Raw genomic sequence first — 16,971 nt, 5'->3', positions numbered from 1 at the left:
TGTGTTTGCCGGGTGGGATGTGCCCGCGGCCGCGCCCGTGCCGTAATCTCGGAGCCTGGAGCCCGCTGCTGACGGGACCGGACCTTGATCCACGACTTGGGGTTGCACAGCAGATGACTGCGATTTCTCTCGGCATGCCGTCCGTTCCGACCAAGCTGGCCGAGCGCCGGAAGAGCCGGCAGATCCAGGTCGGATCCGTGGCGGTCGGCGGGGACGCGCCCGTCTCGGTCCAGTCGATGACCACGACCCGCACCTCCGACGTGGGCGCCACCCTGCAGCAGATCGCCGAGCTGACCGCGTCCGGCTGCCAGATCGTCCGGGTCGCCTGCCCCACGCAGGACGACGCCGACGCCCTCGCGACCATCGCGAGGAAGTCGCAGATCCCGGTGATCGCGGACATCCACTTCCAGCCCAAGTACGTCTTCGCCGCCATCGAGGCCGGCTGCGCCGCCGTCCGGGTGAACCCCGGCAACATCAAGCAGTTCGACGACAAGGTCAAGGAGATCGCGCGGGCCGCGAAGGATCACGGCACCCCGATCCGGATCGGCGTCAACGCGGGCTCCCTGGACCGCCGGCTGCTGCAGAAGTACGGCAAGGCCACCCCCGAGGCGCTGGTCGAGTCGGCCCTGTGGGAGGCGTCCCTCTTCGAGGAGCACGACTTCCGCGACATCAAGATCTCGGTCAAGCACAACGACCCGGTCGTGATGATCGAGGCCTACAAGCAGCTCGCCGCCCAGTGCGACTACCCGCTGCACCTCGGCGTCACCGAGGCCGGCCCGGCGTTCCAGGGCACGATCAAGTCGGCCGTCGCCTTCGGCGCCCTCCTCTCCCAGGGCATCGGCGACACCATCCGCGTCTCGCTGTCCGCGCCTCCCGTGGAGGAGGTCAAGGTCGGCAACCAGATCCTGGAGTCCCTGAACCTCAAGCAGCGCGGCCTGGAGATCGTCTCCTGCCCGTCCTGCGGCCGCGCCCAGGTCGACGTCTACAAGCTCGCCGAAGAGGTCACCGCCGGTCTGACCGGCATGGAGGTCCCGCTCCGCGTCGCCGTCATGGGCTGCGTCGTGAACGGCCCCGGTGAGGCCCGCGAGGCCGACCTCGGCGTCGCCTCCGGCAACGGCAAGGGCCAGATCTTCGTCAAGGGCGAGGTCATCAAGACCGTCCCGGAGTCCAAGATCGTGGAGACCCTCATCGAGGAGGCCATGAAGCTCGCCGAGGCCATGGAGGCCGACGGAGTGGCCTCCGGCGAGCCCGAGGTCTCGGTGGCGGGCTGACCCTCCGGGCCCCGCTTCCCAACGCCGGGCCCCCCGCACCCCTCCCGCGCCCCGCGCCGGAAGCCCCGTCGAACGTCTCCGGGGGTGGACCGGCCCGGGGCGTCCGGCTGTCACGAGCCACGGTGGGGACGGGCGCCAGGCTGTTTTCCCGAGCGGCCTGCGCAACGAGGCGGGGACTCTTCCCCGCGGGCCCGCCCCTGCATGCAGGCCACTCACTCCTCTTCCTCGTCCCGTGTCGGGTCCTGTACCGGGGCGTCCTGCTGGACGGAGCCCGGGGCGGCGCGGTCGGGGGCGGCGGGGCTGTAGGAGGACTGCGGTGGCGGTGGGGCGCTGCGGTCGCCGGGAGCGCCCGCGCCCGCGGCCGGTACGCGCAGGGCGAGCAGGGCGACGTCGTCGCCGCTCGGCTTTATCCGCTTCAGCAGCTCGTCGCAGAAGTCGTCCACCGTCCCGTCGCCCAGCCGCCCGGCCAGCATGGCGGCGTGGTGGCGCAGCTTGGCCATGCCCAGGTCGATCGGGCGGTCCCGGCTCTCCACGAGGCCGTCGGTGTAGAGCAGCAGCGTGCACTCGGCGGGCAGTTCCGCGATGGCGTCCGGCCAGGTCAGGCCCAGGTGCAGGGTGGCGCTCATGCCGATCAGCGGCCCGTGCCCGTCGGTCAGGAACCGCGCGTCGCCCTCGCGGGTCACCAGCAGCGGCGGCGGGTGCCCGGCGTTCACCCAGCTCAGCCGCCAGGGCCCGCCCTCGGGACCCTCGACCCGGGCGAAGAGCAGCGTGGCCATGGGGGCGTCACTGGTGTTCGTCACCGCCTCGTCGAGGCGGCGCATGATCACGCTGGGCGGCTCCCGGTCGACCCAGGCGAGGCCCCGCAGCATGTTGCGGACCTCGGCCATGTGGGCTGCGGCCTTCAGATCGTGGCCCACCACGTCCCCGATCACCAGGGCCATCACCCCGTCGCCGAGCAGGAACGCGTCGTACCAGTCGCCGCCGATCTCCATCGCCCGCTGAGCGGGCAGGTAGCGCGCGGCCATCCGCAGGTGGTTCACCTGCGGCAGCGGAGCCAGCAGTTGGCGCTGCATGGTCGCGGCGACGTTGCGCTGCTCCTCGTAGAGCCGCTCGTTGTCCAGCACCAGCGCCACCCGCCAGCCCAGGTCGGCGAGGAGCCGTACCTCGGCGTCGGTGAACGCGGGGGACGCCTCGGCGCGGCCGACGGTCAGCATCCCGTAGTGATGCCGGCGGGCGCGCAGCGGCACCACCACGGCCGAGTGGCCGCCGAGCCGCTCGAACAGCGGCCCGTGCGTCGCGGCGAGCGGGGCGTCCCGGTCCCGCAGCTCCTCCGCGAGCAGCAGTACGGGCTCCTCGGAGCCCGCCGCCCGCGCCAGCGCCCGGCGGGTCCTGGGCGGCAGCGGTGGCAGCGGCCCCTCCAGCCGCCTCGCCCGGTGCGGGTACGCGAGAGAGCGGACGGCGACCCGCTCCAGCGCCCCGGTCCGCTCCGAACGCAGGGCCACCGCGGCCCAGTCGCCCAGCTCCGGTACGAGCATCCGCAGCACCCGGCGCACCTGCCCGGTCGGATTCCGCGCCGAGATCAGCACCGAGGAGATCCGCGACACCAGATTCAGCCGGGCCGTCAGCGCCTCCAGGGCGGCGGTGCGCGCCGCCGCCCGCCGCTCGGCCTCCCGGTGCAGGCTGAAGTCGCTGAAGACGATCGCCAGCCCGGCTCTGCGGCCCGCCAGCCGCAGGGGAGTGGTCGCCCAGATGATCGGCAGGGTCGTGCCGTCGGCGCGCAGGAAGTACTCCTCGCTGCCCTGCTCGACCGACCGGTTGTCGTGCAGCGGAGTCCGCATCAGGCACTGCTCGCGGGGCACCGGGCTGCCGTCGGGGCGGCGGTGCAGCAGGTCGTGCGCGTCCTGGCCGAGCATCTCGCCGGCGGACCGTTCCAGGAGCTGCTCGGCCCACGGGTTGACGTACGTGATCAGTCCGGCCAGGTCGATGGTGAAGACGCCGGTGCCGAGATCGCGCAGGATCGCGTGCGGGAACTCCGGCTCACGGCTCGGGTCAGCCCCGCTCATGTCCTCACGCCCTTGTCCTCCTCACCGGAGGCCGTCCGGTGCTTCGGCGCCGCGCGTTCCGGCACCGCATCCATCACGTTCCCGTCGTCGCCCGAAAAATGGCTTCTTATGTCATTTTCACCTTTCTTCGTGGAGCGCTCCGCCTTCGGCACGGCGTGTTGCCTCCCGCCCCCTGCCGGCCCGGGCCCGGTACCGGGGGCGGCGCCGCCAGGAATCCGCAGGTACAGTGCGGAGATCAGCAGAACCCCAGCGTGAGGCCCCGTCCGTGTTGACCCAGACCACCTCCCGGGTGCTCGAACCGAGCGATCTCGACGCCGCGCTCGCCGTCCTCGACCGCGAGCCGGTCGCGAACGCCTTCGTGACCTCCCGGGTGCAGGTCGCCGGCCTCGACCCCTGGCGGCTCGGCGGCGAGATGTGGGGCTGGTACGAGGACGGCATGCTCACGTCCCTCTGCTACGCGGGCGCCAACCTGGTCCCCATCTGCGCCACCCCGCGCGCGGTGCGCGCCTTCGCCGACCGCGCCCGCCGGGCCGGCCGCCGCTGCTCCTCCATCGTCGGGCCCGCCGACTCCACCGCCCAGTTGTGGCGCCTGCTCGAACCGCACTGGGGCCCGGCCCGCGAGGTCCGCGCCCAGCAGCCCCTGATGGTCACCGACCGCATGCCCGACGACATCGCCCCGGATCCCTACGTCCGCCGCATCCGCAAGGACGAGATGGAGACGATCATGCCGGCGTGCGTGGCGATGTTCACCGAGGAGGTCGGGGTGTCCCCGCTGGCCGGGGACGGCGGCCTGCTGTACCAGGCACGGGTCGCCGAACTCGTCGGCTCCGGCCGCTCCTTCGCCCGCCTCGACGAGCACGGCAAGGTCGTCTTCAAGGCGGAGATCGGCGCGGCGACCCCCCAGGCCTGCCAGATCCAGGGCGTGTGGGTCGCCCCCGAGTACCGCGGCCTGGGCCTGGCGGCGCCCGGCATGGCGGCGGTGCTGCGCTACGCCCTGGCCGACGTCGCGCCCCTGGTCAGCCTCTACGTGAACGACTTCAACACGGCGGCGCGGCGCACCTACCGCCGGGTGGGCTTCCAAGAGGTGGGAGCCTTCATGAGCATCCTCTTCTGAGCCCCCTGTACCCTCCCCGCATGGACCTCGTGATCGGCCCCCTGGACCTCGCAGCCCACGTCGACGAGGCCTTGTCCGTCCAGGCCCTCGCCTTCGGACTGGGCCCGGAGGAGGTCGCCGTACGCCGCCAGATCGTCCAGCGCCACATGCAGTACCCGGGCGCCCGGGCTCTCGGGGCGACGACCCCGCAGGGCCACCTGGTGGGCTTCGTCTACGGCATGCCCAACTCCCGCGGCCACTGGTGGTCCACCGTGGTGGAGCCCTACCTCCGCGCCCAGCGCAACGAGTCCTGGCTGGACGACTCCTTCGTCATCACCGAGCTGCACGTCCACCCCGACCACCAGAACCGGGGCATCGGCCGCCGCCTGATCACCACCATCACCGATGGCGCCGACGAACCGCGCTCGATCCTCTCCGCGATCGACGTCGAGAGCCCCGCCCGCGGCCTCTACCACTCCCTCGGCTACATCGACCTCGCCCGCCAGGTGCACTTCCCGAGCGCCGCCAAGCCGTACGCCGTGATGGGCGCCCCCCTGCCGCTGCGCCGGGGATAACCGATTTCCACCGGCACGACCCGCCCGGCTAACCTCCTATGCCATAACCCTCCCCCCTCTCGACCGTGCTCGAGCGGAGGGACCCACATCCCGCAGGAGTACGAGAACCATGGCGAACGCACCGGTCCAGCGCATGTCCCAGTTGATGGCGAAGACTCTGCGCGACGACCCGGCGGACGCCGAGGTCCTCAGCCACAAGCTCCTCGTCCGCGCGGGCTACGTCCGCCGCACCGCCGCCGGCATCTGGTCCTGGCTGCCGCTCGGCAAGAAGGTCCTCTCCAACGTGGAGCGGATCGTCCGCGAGGAGATGGACGCCATCGGCGGCCAGGAGGTCTCCCTCCCCGCGCTGCTGCCGCGCGAGCCCTACGACGCGACCGGCCGCTGGGACGAGTACGGCCAGGAGCTGTTCCGGCTGAAGGACCGCAAGGGCGGCGACTACCTCCTGGGCCCGACCCACGAGGAGATCTTCACCCTGCTGGTCAAGGACCAGTGCACGTCCTACAAGGACCTGCCGGTGATCCTCTACCAGATCCAGTCGAAGTTCCGCGACGAGGCCCGCCCCCGCGCCGGCATCCTGCGCGGCCGCGAGTTCCTGATGAAGGACTCGTACTCCTTCGACCTCGAGGACGAGGGCCTGGCGAAGTCCTACGCCCTGCACCGCCAGGCCTACCAGCGCATCTTCGACCGGCTCGGCCTCGACTACCGCATCTGCGCGGCCACCGCCGGCGCCATGGGCGGCTCCAAGTCCGAGGAGTTCCTCGCCCCGGCCGAGGCCGGCGAGGACACCTTCGCGGACTGCCCGAACTGCGACTTCGCCGCCAACACGGAGGCGATCACCTACGAGCTGCGGCCCGTGGACGGCTCGGACGTCCCCGCGCTCGAGGAGATCCCCACCCCCGACACCCCGACCATCGAGACCCTCGCCGCCTCGCTCGGCGTCCCGGCCTCGGCCACCCTGAAGAACCTGCTGGTGAAGGTGGACGGCGAGATCGTCGCCGTCGGCGTGCCCGGCGACCGCGAGGTCGACCTCGGCAAGCTGGAGGAGCACTTCGCCCCGGCGGCCGTCGAGATGGTCACCGAGGCGGACTTCGCAGGCCGCCCCGACCTGGTGCGCGGCTACGTCGGTCCGCAGGGCCTGGGCGACAAGGTCAAGTACGTCGCCGACCCGCGCGTGGCCCCCGGCACCGCCTGGATCACCGGCGCCAACAAGGAGCACACGCACGCCAGGAACGTGGTCGCCGGCCGTGACTTCGAGGTCGACGAGTACGTGGACGTCGTGGTGGTCCGCGACGGCGACCCCTGCCCGAAGTGCGGCACCGGCCTGAAGCTGGACCGCGCCATCGAGATCGGCCACATCTTCCAGCTCGGCCGCAAGTACGCCGACGCCCTGAAGCTGGACGTGCTCGGCCAGAACGGCAAGCCGGTCCGCGTGACCATGGGCTCCTACGGCATCGGCGTCTCCCGCGCCGTCGCCGCCCTCGCCGAGCAGCACGCCGACGAGCACGGCCTGGTCTGGCCCAAGGAGGTCGCCCCGGCCGACGTGCACGTCGTCGCCGCGGGCAAGGCGGTGCAGACCGAGCTGGCGCTCGACGTCGCCGAGCGGCTGCGGGCCGCCGGCCTGCGCGTCCTGGTCGACGACCGGGCCGGGGTCTCCCCGGGCGTGAAGTTCACCGACGCCGAGCTGATCGGCGTGCCGCAGATCCTGGTGGCCGGCCGCCGCTCCGCCGAGGGCGTGCTGGAGCTGAAGGACCGCAAGACCGGCGAGCGCGAGGAACTCTCCGTCGAGGACGCCATCACCCGCCTCTCCGCCTGACACCCGGCGCCCGCTTGGCGCCCCGCGCCCCGTCGGGGACGCGGGGCGCTCCGCCGTGCCCCCGTAGCGCTCACGCGGAAACCTCCAGGGCTGCCCGGGCTCGCGATCCGGAGCGCCGGCCGTCGAAGGGCGCTCGACTGGTGTCGGCATCCCAGCGGGGAGCCGTCGTGGGCGACGGTTCGTGGACCGTGCCGGGAGCGGGGCTCGGAGTTTTTCGGAGTTCCGCGGTGCCCCTGCTGCTTCCGGGTTCGTGCTCTGGCGGGCCGGGCGTCGAGGGGCGCTCGGCCGGTGTGGGCGTCCTACGAGGAGCCTCCGGGGTGGACGGCTCGTGGACCCTGCCGGGGAGCGGGGGCTCGGCGTCCGCCGGAGTCCCGCGTCCGGCGCCGTTCCCGGGCTCGCAGCCGGCGGACCGGGTCGCGGCGCGGTCGTCGCGCGGCCGGCGTCCGCGAGAGGGGAGCCGGAGAGGGGGTCCGCGTGCGGTCGCGCGTGCCGTTGCCGCGGCGCGGTCATCGGGCGCATCCGGCGTCCGCGAGAAGGGAGCCGGAGCGGGAAAGGCAGCCTCCGCGCGGTCGCGCGTGCCGTTGGCGCGGACCATCTCGGCGTGACCGGCGCCGGCCCGCGGGCGCTACAGCCAGCCCGCGAACTCGAGCAGGAGTTCCGCGTCCTTCGTGCGGCCCACCCGCAGTGCCCGGGCCCCGGACTCCACCGCGCGGAACAGGGTCCAGCCGCGCAGCCGGTCCTGGTCCACCTCCAGTGACTCCGCGAGCCGCTTGATCCGGCGCCGGGTGGTGGACGCGCCGGACGGGTTGGCGATCAGGTCCTCCACCCGGTCGCGCACCAGCCGCGCGAGATCGAAGGCGCACTCGCCGACCACCGGGTCCGGGCCCACCGCCAGCCAGTGCATCCGCTCCGCGGCGAGCACCTTGCTCTGCCGGAACGTGCCGTGCAGCAGCCGGTGCTCCGGCGGCGCGGCCAGCAGCTCCGCGCGGGCCGTGAGCGCCGCGTCCACCAGCGGCGCCGTCTCCGGCGCGGCCGGCGCGCCCGCCCGCATCGCCTCGGCCTGCCGCCCGGTCCGCTCCGCCACCGTCTCGAAGGCGTGGCCGTCCGGCGGCTCGACCCACAGCCGCCGCAGCGTCCCCGCCGCCTCCAGCAGCGCCTTCGCCTCCGGCAGCGACCGCACGGACACGTCCGGGTGCAGCCGCTCCAGCAGCAGCGCCCCGTCCGCGCTGTCCTCGGCGTCCGACTCCAGCAGCTGTACCGCGCCCCGTCCCGCCCAGTGGGCCAGGGCCGCCCGCTCACTCTCCGGCCGGGCCCGGCCGGGCGCGAGCTTCAGCACCGCCGGGGTGCCGTCGGCCCGCCGGACCAGTACCACCAGGCTGCTGCGGCCGCCGGGCACCTGCACCCGCTCCACGCTCAACTCGCGTCGCGCGACCGTCCGTTCGGCCGTCTCCGGCAGCCGTGCCAGCCAGTCGTCCCCGGCCGGCGCCGTCTCACCGAGCGCCCGCACCAGCCGCCGGGGCGGTTCGAAAACCATGCGCGAGTCGTTTCCTTCCTCTCCCGGGCCTGCCCCACGGGCGGCCCCGCCGTCACCTCGACGGAGACGCCGAAGTACTCGGTCCCGCCGCACCCGTGTCGTCACCGGTCCGCTCGGCGAGCCCAGGGAAGGCTACGCTCTCCCCGCTCCAGCGCACCGCCCGCACCGCGGCCTCCCGCAGCGACCCGGCGGCCGCGCCGCGCCGCTGACCGGTCGTCGCACGCACCAGGTCCGAGTAGACGCCGGCCACCCGCTCCTCCAGATCGGCGGCGAGGCGTACCGCGGCCGCGGAGTCCGCGACCTGGAACGGCAGCGCGTACGCGGCGCTCGCGGCGACCGGCTCGCCGCCCAGCTCGCGCACCTCGCGCACCAGCGCGTCCCGGCTGGCCCGGTGGGCGTCGTAGGCCGCCCGCGCCTGCTTCAGCCGCTTGTCGCCGACCAGCCCGCCGACGACGCCGTAGCCGTACACCGCGGCGTGCTCCGCCGCCAGCGCGGCCTGCAGCGCGGTCAGTTCGGCCGGTCTGTCCCGCTCGCTCACTTGGCCCCCTCGGTCAGCAGGTACGCGTGCGCCGCCCCGGCAGCCGCCGCCGACGCCATCAGCCGGGCCAGTTCGCCCGGCACGTCCAGCAGGTCCTTCGCCCGGCGGTCGGCCAGGCTCCGCTCGGCGGTCGCGAGGAACGCCAGCGCGTCCTTCTCGCCGGCGGGCACGGCCAGGGCCGGCGAGGAGGCGGCCGTGGGCGTGGCGGAACCGGGAGCGGCGGACGCGGGCGCCTGCGTGCCGGTGGCGGCGGCGCGGCCGGCGAACGCCGCCCGGTGCGCCGCGACCTGAGCCCGCAGCGGTTCCAGCGGCTCCGCCAGCGCGGGGTGCGCGGCGAGCACCGCGTCGTACCGCTCCAGCAGCCCCTCGCTGTCCCGGGCGGCACGCGCGCGCGCCCGCTCGGTCACCGAAGTCGTCCCGCCGTCGGCGGAGTCGGGACCGGCCGAGCAGCCCACCAGCAGGGCGGCCCCGGTGGCCGAGGCGATGAGGGATCTTCTGCGCGGACCCGAGGGGGTGCGCGCCGGCGGGGGGTACGACACTGCAGACGTCCTCGGGCACTCGTGCGAAACGGCGGGGAACGGCAAGGAGGGGAACGGCCGTCGGGGCGGCCTGTCCGTGATCACCGTACCCGCGCCCCGCCGGTACGCCACTCACCGGCACCGCGCGTACACAGGTGGACGGCAACACTCCCTGCGACCGGATACCCTTTGACCAGACACGCGACCCATCCCATAACAGCACACGCGGCCGAGGAGTCACCCGGATGAGCACCACCCAGAGCGAGAGGCTGCGAGAGCTGCTCGAACCGCTCGTCACCTCTCAGGGGCTCGACCTCGAAGAGATCACCGTGGAATCCGTCGGACGCAAGCGTGTGCTGCGCGTGACCGTCGACTCCGACGCCGGAGCGGACCTGGACCGGATCGCCGATGTGAGCCGCGCGCTCTCGGCGAAGCTCGACGAGACCAACGCGATGGGTGACGACGCGTACGACCTGGAGGTCGGCACCCCCGGCGCGGAGCGCGCCCTGACCGAGCACCGGCACTACGTGCGCGCCACCGACCGGCTGGTGAGGTTCCAGCTCGCCGAGGGCGGCGAACTGGTCGCGAGGATCCTCGAGGTGGACGAGGAGGGCGTCGACGTCGAGGTGCCCGGGGTGAAGGGCCGCAAGGCGACCGCCCGCAGACTCGGTTTCCCGGAGATCGCGAAGGCGCGCGTGCAGGTCGAGTTCAACCGCAAGGACAAGAAGGACATGAAGGAAGAGGAGGAGGCGTAGCCGTGGACATCGACATGAGCGCCCTGCGGGGCTTGGTGCGGGAGAAGGAGATCTCCTTCGACCTGCTGGTCGAGGCGATCGAGTCGGCCCTCCTCATCGCGTACCACCGCACCGAGGGAAGCCGCCGGCACGCACGCGTGGAGCTCAACCGGGAGACCGGGCACGTGACCGTGTGGGCGAAGGAGGACCCGGAGGACCTCGAGGAGGGCCAGGCGCCCCGCGAGTTCGACGACACCCCGTCCGGCTTCGGCCGGATCGCCGCCACCACCGCCAAGCAGGTGATCCTGCAGCGGCTGCGCGACGCCGAGGACGACGCGACGCTCGGCGAGTACGCCGGCCGCGAGGGCGACATCGTCACCGGCGTGGTCCAGCAGGGCCGCGACCCCAAGAACGTGCTCGTGGACATCGGCAAGCTGGAGGCCATCCTGCCGGTGCAGGAGCAGGTGCCCGGCGAGACGTACCCGCACGGCATGCGCCTGCGGTCGTACGTCGTCCGGGTGGCCAAGGGCGTCCGCGGCCCCTCCGTGACGCTCTCGCGCACGCACCCCAACCTGGTGAAGAAGCTCTTCGCCCTGGAGGTGCCGGAGATCGCCGACGGCTCGGTCGAGATCGCCGCGATCGCCCGCGAGGCCGGTCACCGCACCAAGATCGCCGTACGGTCCACCCGTTCGGGCCTGAACGCCAAGGGCGCCTGCATCGGCCCCATGGGCGGCCGGGTGCGCAACGTCATGGGCGAGCTGAACGGCGAGAAGATCGACATCGTCGACTGGTCGGACGACCCGGCCGAGATGGTGGCGAACGCGCTGTCACCCGCCCGGGTGAGCAAGGTGGACGTCGTGGACCTGGCCGCCCGGTCCGCCCGGGTGACCGTGCCGGACTACCAGCTCTCGCTGGCGATCGGCAAGGAAGGGCAGAACGCGCGGCTCGCCGCCCGGCTGACCGGCTGGCGGATCGACATCCGGCCGGACACCGAGCAGGCCGGGGACCGCGACGGGGAATAGATCTCGGCCTGGTGACGCTGAGATCACGTCAGCCTGCAGCAAGCGACTGTTCGACTTTTCCCCCGTAGGGGTGAGGTCGGTGCGGGGAGGTAGACTTAAGGGTGTCTGGCCGGACGCGAGCCCGCGCATGCCCTGAGCGCACCTGTGTGGGGTGCAGGCAGCGAGCGGCCAAGGACGCTCTGCTGCGCATCGTGGCGGATCAGGAACAGTGCGTTCCCGATCCTCGCGGTACGCTGCCCGGCCGGGGTGCGTACGTACACCCCGACCCGGTCTGTATCGACCAGGCGGTGCGCCGCCGGGCGTTCCCTCGGGCGCTCCGCGTCCCCGGGCCGCTCGACGTAAAGGCGTTGCGCCACTACGTCGAGCGACAGACAGTTGCCGAGCAGGCAACGCAGGCAACACCGTAAAAAGCGAGCCGTGCGGAAACCCCCGTGCGGCCTGGTACCTCGCGAGTCGAAAGCAGGTCGAGATTGCGATGAGCACTCGATGAGTACGCGATGAGTACGCCCATGAACTAGCGACGGTCCGGCCGCAACCCGGACCTCAGAGGAGCGAAGTGGCTAAGGTCCGGGTATACGAACTCGCCAAGGAGTTCGGTGTGGAGAGCAAGGTCGTCATGGCCAAGCTCCAGGAACTCGGTGAATTCGTCCGTTCGGCGTCTTCGACGATCGAAGCGCCCGTAGTACGCAAGCTGACCGACGCATTCCAGGGCGGTGGCTCCGGCAAGTCCGCCGGTAAGCCCGCCCCCCGTAAGGCTGCCCCCAGGCCCGCCGCGCCCTCTCCGGCGCAGGCGGCCCGTCCGGCTGCCCCGAAGCCGGGCGCCCCCAAGCCGCCGGCTGCCCCGCAGCCCGCGGCTCCGTCGGCTCCCGCGGCCTCGACGCCGGCCCCCGGCCCGCGTCCGGTCCCGGGTCCGAAGCCCGCGCCGCGTCCGGCGCCGGCCGCCCCGGAGTTCACCGCGCCGCCGGCCCCGCCCGCGCAGACCCCGCAGGCTCCGGCCGCGCAGGGCCCGCGTCCCGGCGCCCGTCCGGGTGCGCCGAAGCCCGGTGGCCGTCCCGCGGCTGCCGGCCAGGGCCAGGGTGGCCGTCCGGGCCAGGGTGCCCAGCGCCCCGGTGGCCAGGGTCAGCGTCCGGGCGCCCGCCCGGCCGGCCCGCGTCCGGGCAACAATCCCTTCACCTCCGGTGGTTCCACCGGCATGGCGCGCCCGCAGGCGCCCCGCCCGCAGGGCGGCCCGCGTCCCGGCGGTCCCGGTGCCCCCGGCGCCGGTCCCCGTCCGCAGGCTCCCGGCCAGGGCGGCGGTCCCCGTCCGCAGGCTCCGGGCGGTAACCGTCCGTCGCCGTCCGGCATGCCCCGCCCGCAGGGCGGCCCGCGTCCCGGCCCGGCCGGTCCGCGTCCGAACCCCGGCATGATGCCGCAGCGTCCGGCTGCCGGCCCGCGTCCCGGTGGCGGTGGCCCCGGCGGCCGCGGTCCCGGTGGCGGCGGTCGTCCCGGTGGCGGCGGCGGCCGTCCGGGTGGCGGCGGCTTCGCCGGTCGCCCGGGTGGCGGCGGTGGCGGCTTCGCCGGTCGTCCCGGCGGTCCCGGTGGCGGCGGTGGCGGCTTCGCCGGCCGTCCCGGTGGTCCCGGTGGCGGCGGTGGCCGTCCCGGCTTCGGCGGCCGTCCCGGCGGTCCCGGTGGCCGTGGTGGCACGCAGGGCGCCTTCGGCCGTCCCGGCGGTCCCGCGCGTCGCGGCCGCAAGTCGAAGCGGCAGAGGCGCCAGGAGTACGAGGCCATGCAGGCCCCGAGCGTCGGCGGCGTGATGCTGCCGCGCGGCAACGGCGAGGCCATCCGCCTCTCCCGCGGCGCGTCGCTCACGGACTTCGCGGAGAAGATCAACGCCAACCCGGCGTCGCTCGTCGCGGTCATGATGAACCTCGGCGAGATGGTCACCGCCACGCAGTCCGTCTCCGACGAGACGCTGCAGCTCCTCGCCGACGAGATGAACTACACGGTTCAGATCGTCAGCCCCGAGGAGGAGGACCGCGAGCTGCTCGAGTCCTTCGACATCGAGTTCGGTGAGGACGAGGGCTCCGAGGAGGACCTGGTCGTCCGTCCGCCGGTCGTGACCGTCATGGGTCACGTCGACCACGGTAAGACCCGACTGCTCGACGCCATCCGCAAGACGAACGTCATCGCGGGCGAGGCCGGCGGCATCACCCAGCACATCGGTGCCTACCAGGTCGCGACCGAGGTCAACGACGAAGAGCGCAAGATCACCTTCATCGACACCCCGGGTCACGAGGCGTTCACCGCCATGCGTGCCCGTGGTGCGAAGTCGACCGACATCGCGATCCTGGTGGTCGCGGCCAACGACGGCGTCATGCCGCAGACGGTCGAGGCGCTCAACCACGCCAAGGCCGCCGAGGTGCCGATCGTCGTCGCGGTCAACAAGATCGACGTCGAGGGTGCCGACCCGACCAAGGTGCGCGGTCAGCTGACCGAGTACGGCCTGGTGGCCGAGGAGTACGGCGGCGACACGATGTTCGTCGACATCTCCGCCAAGCAGGGTCTGCACATCGACTCGCTGCTGGAGGCCGTGGTCCTCACGGCCGACGCCTCGCTCGACCTGCGGGCCAACCCGAACCAGGACGCGCAGGGCATCTCGATCGAGTCCCGTCTCGACCGCGGCCGCGGTGCCGTGGCGACGGTCCTCGTCCAGCGAGGCACGCTGCGGGTCGGCGACACGATGGTCGTGGGCGACGCCTACGGTCGCGTGCGCGCCATGCTCGACGACAACGGCAACAACGTCGCCGAGGCCGGACCCTCGACGCCGGTCCAGGTCCTGGGCCTGACCAACGTCCCGGGTGCGGGCGACAACTTCCTGGTGGTCGACGAGGACCGTACGGCCCGTCAGATCGCCGAGAAGCGCGCCGCCCGCGAGCGCAACGCCGCGTTCGCCAAGCGCACGCGCCGCGTGTCGCTCGAGGACCTGGACAAGGTGCTCAAGGCCGGCGAGATCCAGCAGCTGAACCTGATCATCAAGGGTGACGCTTCCGGTTCCGTCGAGGCCCTCGAGTCCTCCCTGCTCCAGCTGGACGTCGGCGAAGAGGTCGACATCCGCGTCCTGCACCGCGGCGTCGGTGCGGTCACGGAGTCCGACATCGACCTGGCGATGGGCTCGGACGCCATCGTGATCGGCTTCAACGTCCGCGCGGCCGGCCGCGCGGCGCAGATGGCCGAGCGCGAGGGCGTGGACGTCCGGTACTACTCGGTCATCTACCAGGCGATCGAGGAGATCGAGGCGGCCCTGAAGGGCATGCTCAAGCCGGAGTACGAGGAGGTCGAGCTCGGCACGGCGGAGATCCGCGAGGTCTTCAAGTCGTCCAAGCTGGGCAACATCGCCGGTGTGCTCATCCGGTCCGGCGAGGTCAAGCGCAACACCAAGGCCCGCCTCATCCGCGACGGCAAGGTGGTCGCGGAGAACCTCAACATCGAGGGCCTGCGTCGCTTCAAGGACGACGTCACCGAGATCCGCGAAGGCTACGAGGGTGGTATCAACCTCGGAAACTTCAACGACATCAAGGTCGACGACGTCATCGCGACGTACGAGATGCGAGAGAAGCCGCGGGTGTAACACCCCACGGTTCGCCGCCGGCCGGCGGGACTGCGGTCCCGCCGGCCGGCGCGCCGTTGCCCGGGGGCGGAATCCCCGGGGCAGCGGTCCGGCCGACGGCGCCGATGAAACCCTGTCGAGGCACCGGCGGGTACGGGGTACCGTTCTTGGTGTCCCCGGCCATACGGATCCGGGGCCACCGATCCCGTACCGGCGGGTGAACCGGTTACACACATGTACGTGGGGACTCTGTCCTTCGACCTGCTCCTCGGCGACGTCCACTCGCTGAAGGAGAAGCGCTCCGTCGTCCGCCCGATCGTCGCCGAACTCCAGCGGAAGTACGCGGTGAGCGCGGCCGAGGTGGACCACATGGACCTCCACCGGCGAGCGATCATCGGCCTGGCCATGGTCTCCGGCGACACGGCGCACCTCACCGACGTACTCGACCGGTGCGAACGGCTGGTCGCCGGCCGCCCCGAAGTGGAGCTGCTGTCCGTGCGACGGCGCCTCCACGGCGAAGACGACTGACCAGACCCACAGAACCCCAGAAGAAGAAAGAACGGGAGACGGACCAGTGGCCGACAACGCGCGGGCGAAAAGGCTGGCGGACCTCATCCGGGAGGTGGTGGCCCAGAAGCTGCAGCGCGGGATCAAGGACCCGCGGCTCGGCTCGCACGTCACCATCACGGACACCCGGGTCACGGGTGACCTGCGGGAGGCGACCGTCTTCTACACGGTCTACGGGGACGACGAGGAGCGGCAGGCCGCGGCCGCCGGACTGGAGAGCGCCAAGGGCATCCTGCGCTCCGAGGTCGGCCGCGCGGCCGGCGTGAAGTTCACGCCGACCCTCACCTTCGTCGCGGACGCCCTCCCGGACACCGCCCGGACCATCGAGGACCTCCTCGACAGGGCGCGCCAGTCCGACGCGAAGGTCCGCGAGGCCTCCGCCGGCGCGGCGTACGCGGGCGGCGCCGACCCGTACCGCAAGCCGGGCGAGGACGAGAGCGCCGAGACGGACGGCGACGCCGCGGAATGACCCAGAAGCACACCACGCCCGACGGCCTTGTCATCGTCGACAAGCCGTCGGGCTTCACTTCGCACGACGTGGTCGCCAAGATGCGCGGCATCGCCCGGACCCGCCGGGTCGGCCACGCCGGCACCCTCGACCCGATGGCGACCGGCGTCCTGGTCCTCGGAGTCGAGCGCGCCACCAAGCTCCTCGGGCACCTCGCGCTGACCGAGAAGGAGTACCTGGGCACCATCCGCCTGGGCCAGAACACGCTCACCGACGACGCCGAGGGGGAGATCACCTCCGCCACGGACGCCTCCAGGGTGACCCGGGGCGCCATCGACTCCGGCATCGCCAAGCTGTCCGGCGACATCATGCAGGTGCCGTCCAAGGTCAGCGCCATCAAGATCAACGGCGTGCGGTCGTACAAGCGGGCCCGCGAGGGCGAGGAGTTCGACATCCCGGCCCGCCCGGTCACCGTGTCCTCCTTCGCGGTGTACGACGTCCGGGACGCCGTCGCCGAGGACGGCACCCCCGTGCTCGACCTGGTCGTCTCGGTGGTCTGCTCGTCCGGCACCTACATCCGCGCCCTCGCCCGTGACCTGGGCGCCGACCTGGGCGTCGGCGGCCACCTCACGGCGCTGCGCAGGACACGCGTCGGCCCGTACAAGCTCGACTCCGCGAAGACGCTGGACCAGCTCCAGCAGGAGCTGACGGTGATGCCCGTCGCCGAGGCGGCTACGGCGGCGTTCCCGCGCTGGCAGGTGGACGTCCGGCGCGCCCGGCTGCTGCTCAACGGCGTCCGCCTGGAGATGCCCGAGGAGTACGCGGGCGCCGGTCCCGTCGCCGTGTTCGATCTGGAGGGCCGCTTCCTCGCCCTCGTGGAGGAGCACAAGGGCAAGGCGAAGAGCCTGGCCGTCTTCGGCTGACGCCGACCGGAACCCGGCCTCGCGCCGGGCGCAAGCCCCTCCGTGGAGCGGCGGCGGCCACGGGGTACTGCCACTGCCGCCGCTCCACGGACCCCCCTCGGTTCCCCCACCCCTAGGCTGTATCCAGCCGCCTCCGCTCATTCACCCGACCGGGCAGGCGCTCGGAGTGAACCGGGGGAGCGGAAGGGGGCGCTTTCGCCCTGTGAACTGTCCCGCTGATCATCCCCCGCCTACCGTCGAAGACGAGGGCACGTGTGTACGGGCGGGGAGGGTACGGCCATGGCGG

Annotated in this window: 16 protein-coding genes; 11 read left to right on the top strand and 5 right to left on the bottom strand. The window is 72.8% G+C overall.

The window, feature by feature from the left end; translation table 11 throughout:
* Window positions 1–113: 113 nt before the first annotated feature.
* Window positions 114–1,271: a flavodoxin-dependent (E)-4-hydroxy-3-methylbut-2-enyl-diphosphate synthase gene (ispG, locus tag ACFYU0_RS28405; RefSeq protein ID WP_389304848.1), complete on the top strand. Its 1,158-nt coding sequence runs from the start codon at window positions 114–116 to the stop codon at window positions 1,269–1,271.
* Window positions 1,272–1,483: 212 nt separating this feature from the next.
* On the opposite strand, the gene ACFYU0_RS28400 is transcribed toward ispG, so the two are convergent.
* Entirely contained in the window at window positions 1,484–3,334 is a 1,851-nt protein-coding gene (locus ACFYU0_RS28400) for a SpoIIE family protein phosphatase (RefSeq protein ID WP_351664228.1), read from the bottom strand.
* Entirely contained in the window at window positions 3,331–3,486 is a 156-nt protein-coding gene (locus ACFYU0_RS28395; RefSeq protein WP_351664227.1) for a hypothetical protein, read from the bottom strand. Before ACFYU0_RS28395 ends, ACFYU0_RS28400 begins: the two co-directional genes overlap by 4 nt.
* A gap of 113 nt (window positions 3,487–3,599) precedes the next feature.
* Between ACFYU0_RS28395 and ACFYU0_RS28390 the strand changes: the two genes are divergently transcribed.
* The 3 genes from ACFYU0_RS28390 to ACFYU0_RS28380 all read left to right on the top strand — a co-directional run bounded on the left by ACFYU0_RS28390 (window position 3,600) and on the right by ACFYU0_RS28380 (window position 6,815).
* Window positions 3,600–4,448, top strand: coding sequence for a GNAT family N-acetyltransferase (locus ACFYU0_RS28390; RefSeq protein ID WP_389304847.1), 849 nt, complete (start codon window positions 3,600–3,602; stop codon window positions 4,446–4,448).
* Between the two features lie 20 nt (window positions 4,449–4,468).
* Window positions 4,469–5,002, top strand: a complete 534-nt coding sequence (locus tag ACFYU0_RS28385; RefSeq protein ID WP_351664225.1) for a GNAT family N-acetyltransferase — start codon at window positions 4,469–4,471, stop codon at window positions 5,000–5,002.
* Between the two features lie 109 nt (window positions 5,003–5,111).
* The gene (locus ACFYU0_RS28380) at window positions 5,112–6,815 is read left to right on the top strand and encodes a proline--tRNA ligase (RefSeq protein ID WP_351664224.1); all 1,704 of its coding nucleotides are present in this window, start codon (window positions 5,112–5,114) and stop codon (window positions 6,813–6,815) included.
* A 625-nt stretch (window positions 6,816–7,440) separates the two neighbouring features.
* Here ACFYU0_RS28380 and ACFYU0_RS28375 read toward each other — a convergent pair.
* From ACFYU0_RS28375 to ACFYU0_RS28365, 3 genes are read right to left on the bottom strand one after another with little or no spacing between them, the layout of a single operon-like run.
* Window positions 7,441–8,349: an aminoglycoside phosphotransferase family protein gene (locus tag ACFYU0_RS28375; RefSeq protein ID WP_351664223.1), complete on the bottom strand. Its 909-nt coding sequence runs from the start codon at window positions 8,347–8,349 to the stop codon at window positions 7,441–7,443.
* A 52-nt stretch (window positions 8,350–8,401) separates the two neighbouring features.
* Entirely contained in the window at window positions 8,402–8,887 is a 486-nt protein-coding gene (locus ACFYU0_RS28370; protein WP_351664222.1) for a ferritin-like domain-containing protein, read from the bottom strand.
* Entirely contained in the window at window positions 8,884–9,426 is a 543-nt protein-coding gene (locus ACFYU0_RS28365) for a hypothetical protein (protein WP_389304846.1), read from the bottom strand. The genes ACFYU0_RS28370 and ACFYU0_RS28365 overlap by 4 nt, the downstream gene beginning before the upstream one ends.
* 224 nt (window positions 9,427–9,650) lie before the next feature.
* Here ACFYU0_RS28365 and rimP point away from each other — a divergent pair, with 224 nt between their 5' ends.
* From rimP to truB, 7 genes are all read left to right on the top strand, one after another.
* Window positions 9,651–10,160: a ribosome maturation factor RimP gene (gene rimP / locus ACFYU0_RS28360; RefSeq protein WP_351664220.1), complete on the top strand. Its 510-nt coding sequence runs from the start codon at window positions 9,651–9,653 to the stop codon at window positions 10,158–10,160.
* Between the two features lie 2 nt (window positions 10,161–10,162).
* Entirely contained in the window at window positions 10,163–11,161 is a 999-nt protein-coding gene (nusA, locus tag ACFYU0_RS28355) for a transcription termination factor NusA (protein ID WP_351664219.1), read from the top strand.
* 101 nt (window positions 11,162–11,262) lie between these two features.
* Window positions 11,263–11,568 (top strand): YlxR family protein, encoded by a 306-nt coding sequence (locus ACFYU0_RS28350; RefSeq protein ID WP_351664218.1) that lies wholly within the window; start codon window positions 11,263–11,265, stop codon window positions 11,566–11,568.
* A 149-nt stretch (window positions 11,569–11,717) separates the two neighbouring features.
* Entirely contained in the window at window positions 11,718–14,768 is a 3,051-nt protein-coding gene (infB, locus tag ACFYU0_RS28345; protein ID WP_351664217.1) for a translation initiation factor IF-2, read from the top strand.
* 213 nt (window positions 14,769–14,981) lie between these two features.
* The gene (locus ACFYU0_RS28340; protein WP_351664216.1) at window positions 14,982–15,275 is read left to right on the top strand and encodes a DUF503 domain-containing protein; all 294 of its coding nucleotides are present in this window, start codon (window positions 14,982–14,984) and stop codon (window positions 15,273–15,275) included.
* Window positions 15,276–15,321: 46 nt separating this feature from the next.
* Entirely contained in the window at window positions 15,322–15,783 is a 462-nt protein-coding gene (gene rbfA, locus ACFYU0_RS28335) for a 30S ribosome-binding factor RbfA (RefSeq protein WP_351664215.1), read from the top strand.
* Window positions 15,780–16,685, top strand: coding sequence for a tRNA pseudouridine(55) synthase TruB (gene truB, locus ACFYU0_RS28330; protein ID WP_389304845.1), 906 nt, complete (start codon window positions 15,780–15,782; stop codon window positions 16,683–16,685). Before rbfA ends, truB begins: the two co-directional genes overlap by 4 nt.
* The last annotated feature ends 286 nt before the right edge of the window (window positions 16,686–16,971 follow it).

The sequence above is a fragment of the Streptomyces sp. NPDC003720 genome (genome assembly GCF_042875075.1).
GTDB lineage: Bacteria > Actinomycetota > Actinomycetes > Streptomycetales > Streptomycetaceae > Streptomyces.
This window is presented reverse-complemented; position numbering and strand designations above follow the sequence as displayed.

Bases quoted from the DNA above. Each gene is read 5' to 3' on its own strand.
- ispG (WP_389304848.1), top strand. From the start codon at position 114: ATGACTGCGATTTCTCTCGGCATGCCGTCCGTTCCGACCAAGCTGGCC.
- ACFYU0_RS28400 (WP_351664228.1), bottom strand. From the start codon at position 3,334: ATGAGCGGGGCTGACCCGAGCCGTGAGCCGGAGTTCCCGCACGCGATC.
- ACFYU0_RS28385 (WP_351664225.1), top strand. From the start codon at position 4,469: ATGGACCTCGTGATCGGCCCCCTGGACCTCGCAGCCCACGTCGACGAG.
- ACFYU0_RS28380 (WP_351664224.1), top strand. From the start codon at position 5,112: ATGGCGAACGCACCGGTCCAGCGCATGTCCCAGTTGATGGCGAAGACT.
- ACFYU0_RS28375 (WP_351664223.1), bottom strand. From the start codon at position 8,349: ATGGTTTTCGAACCGCCCCGGCGGCTGGTGCGGGCGCTCGGTGAGACG.
- rimP (WP_351664220.1), top strand. From the start codon at position 9,651: ATGAGCACCACCCAGAGCGAGAGGCTGCGAGAGCTGCTCGAACCGCTC.
- ACFYU0_RS28340 (WP_351664216.1), top strand. From the start codon at position 14,982: ATGTACGTGGGGACTCTGTCCTTCGACCTGCTCCTCGGCGACGTCCAC.
- truB (WP_389304845.1), top strand. From the start codon at position 15,780: ATGACCCAGAAGCACACCACGCCCGACGGCCTTGTCATCGTCGACAAG.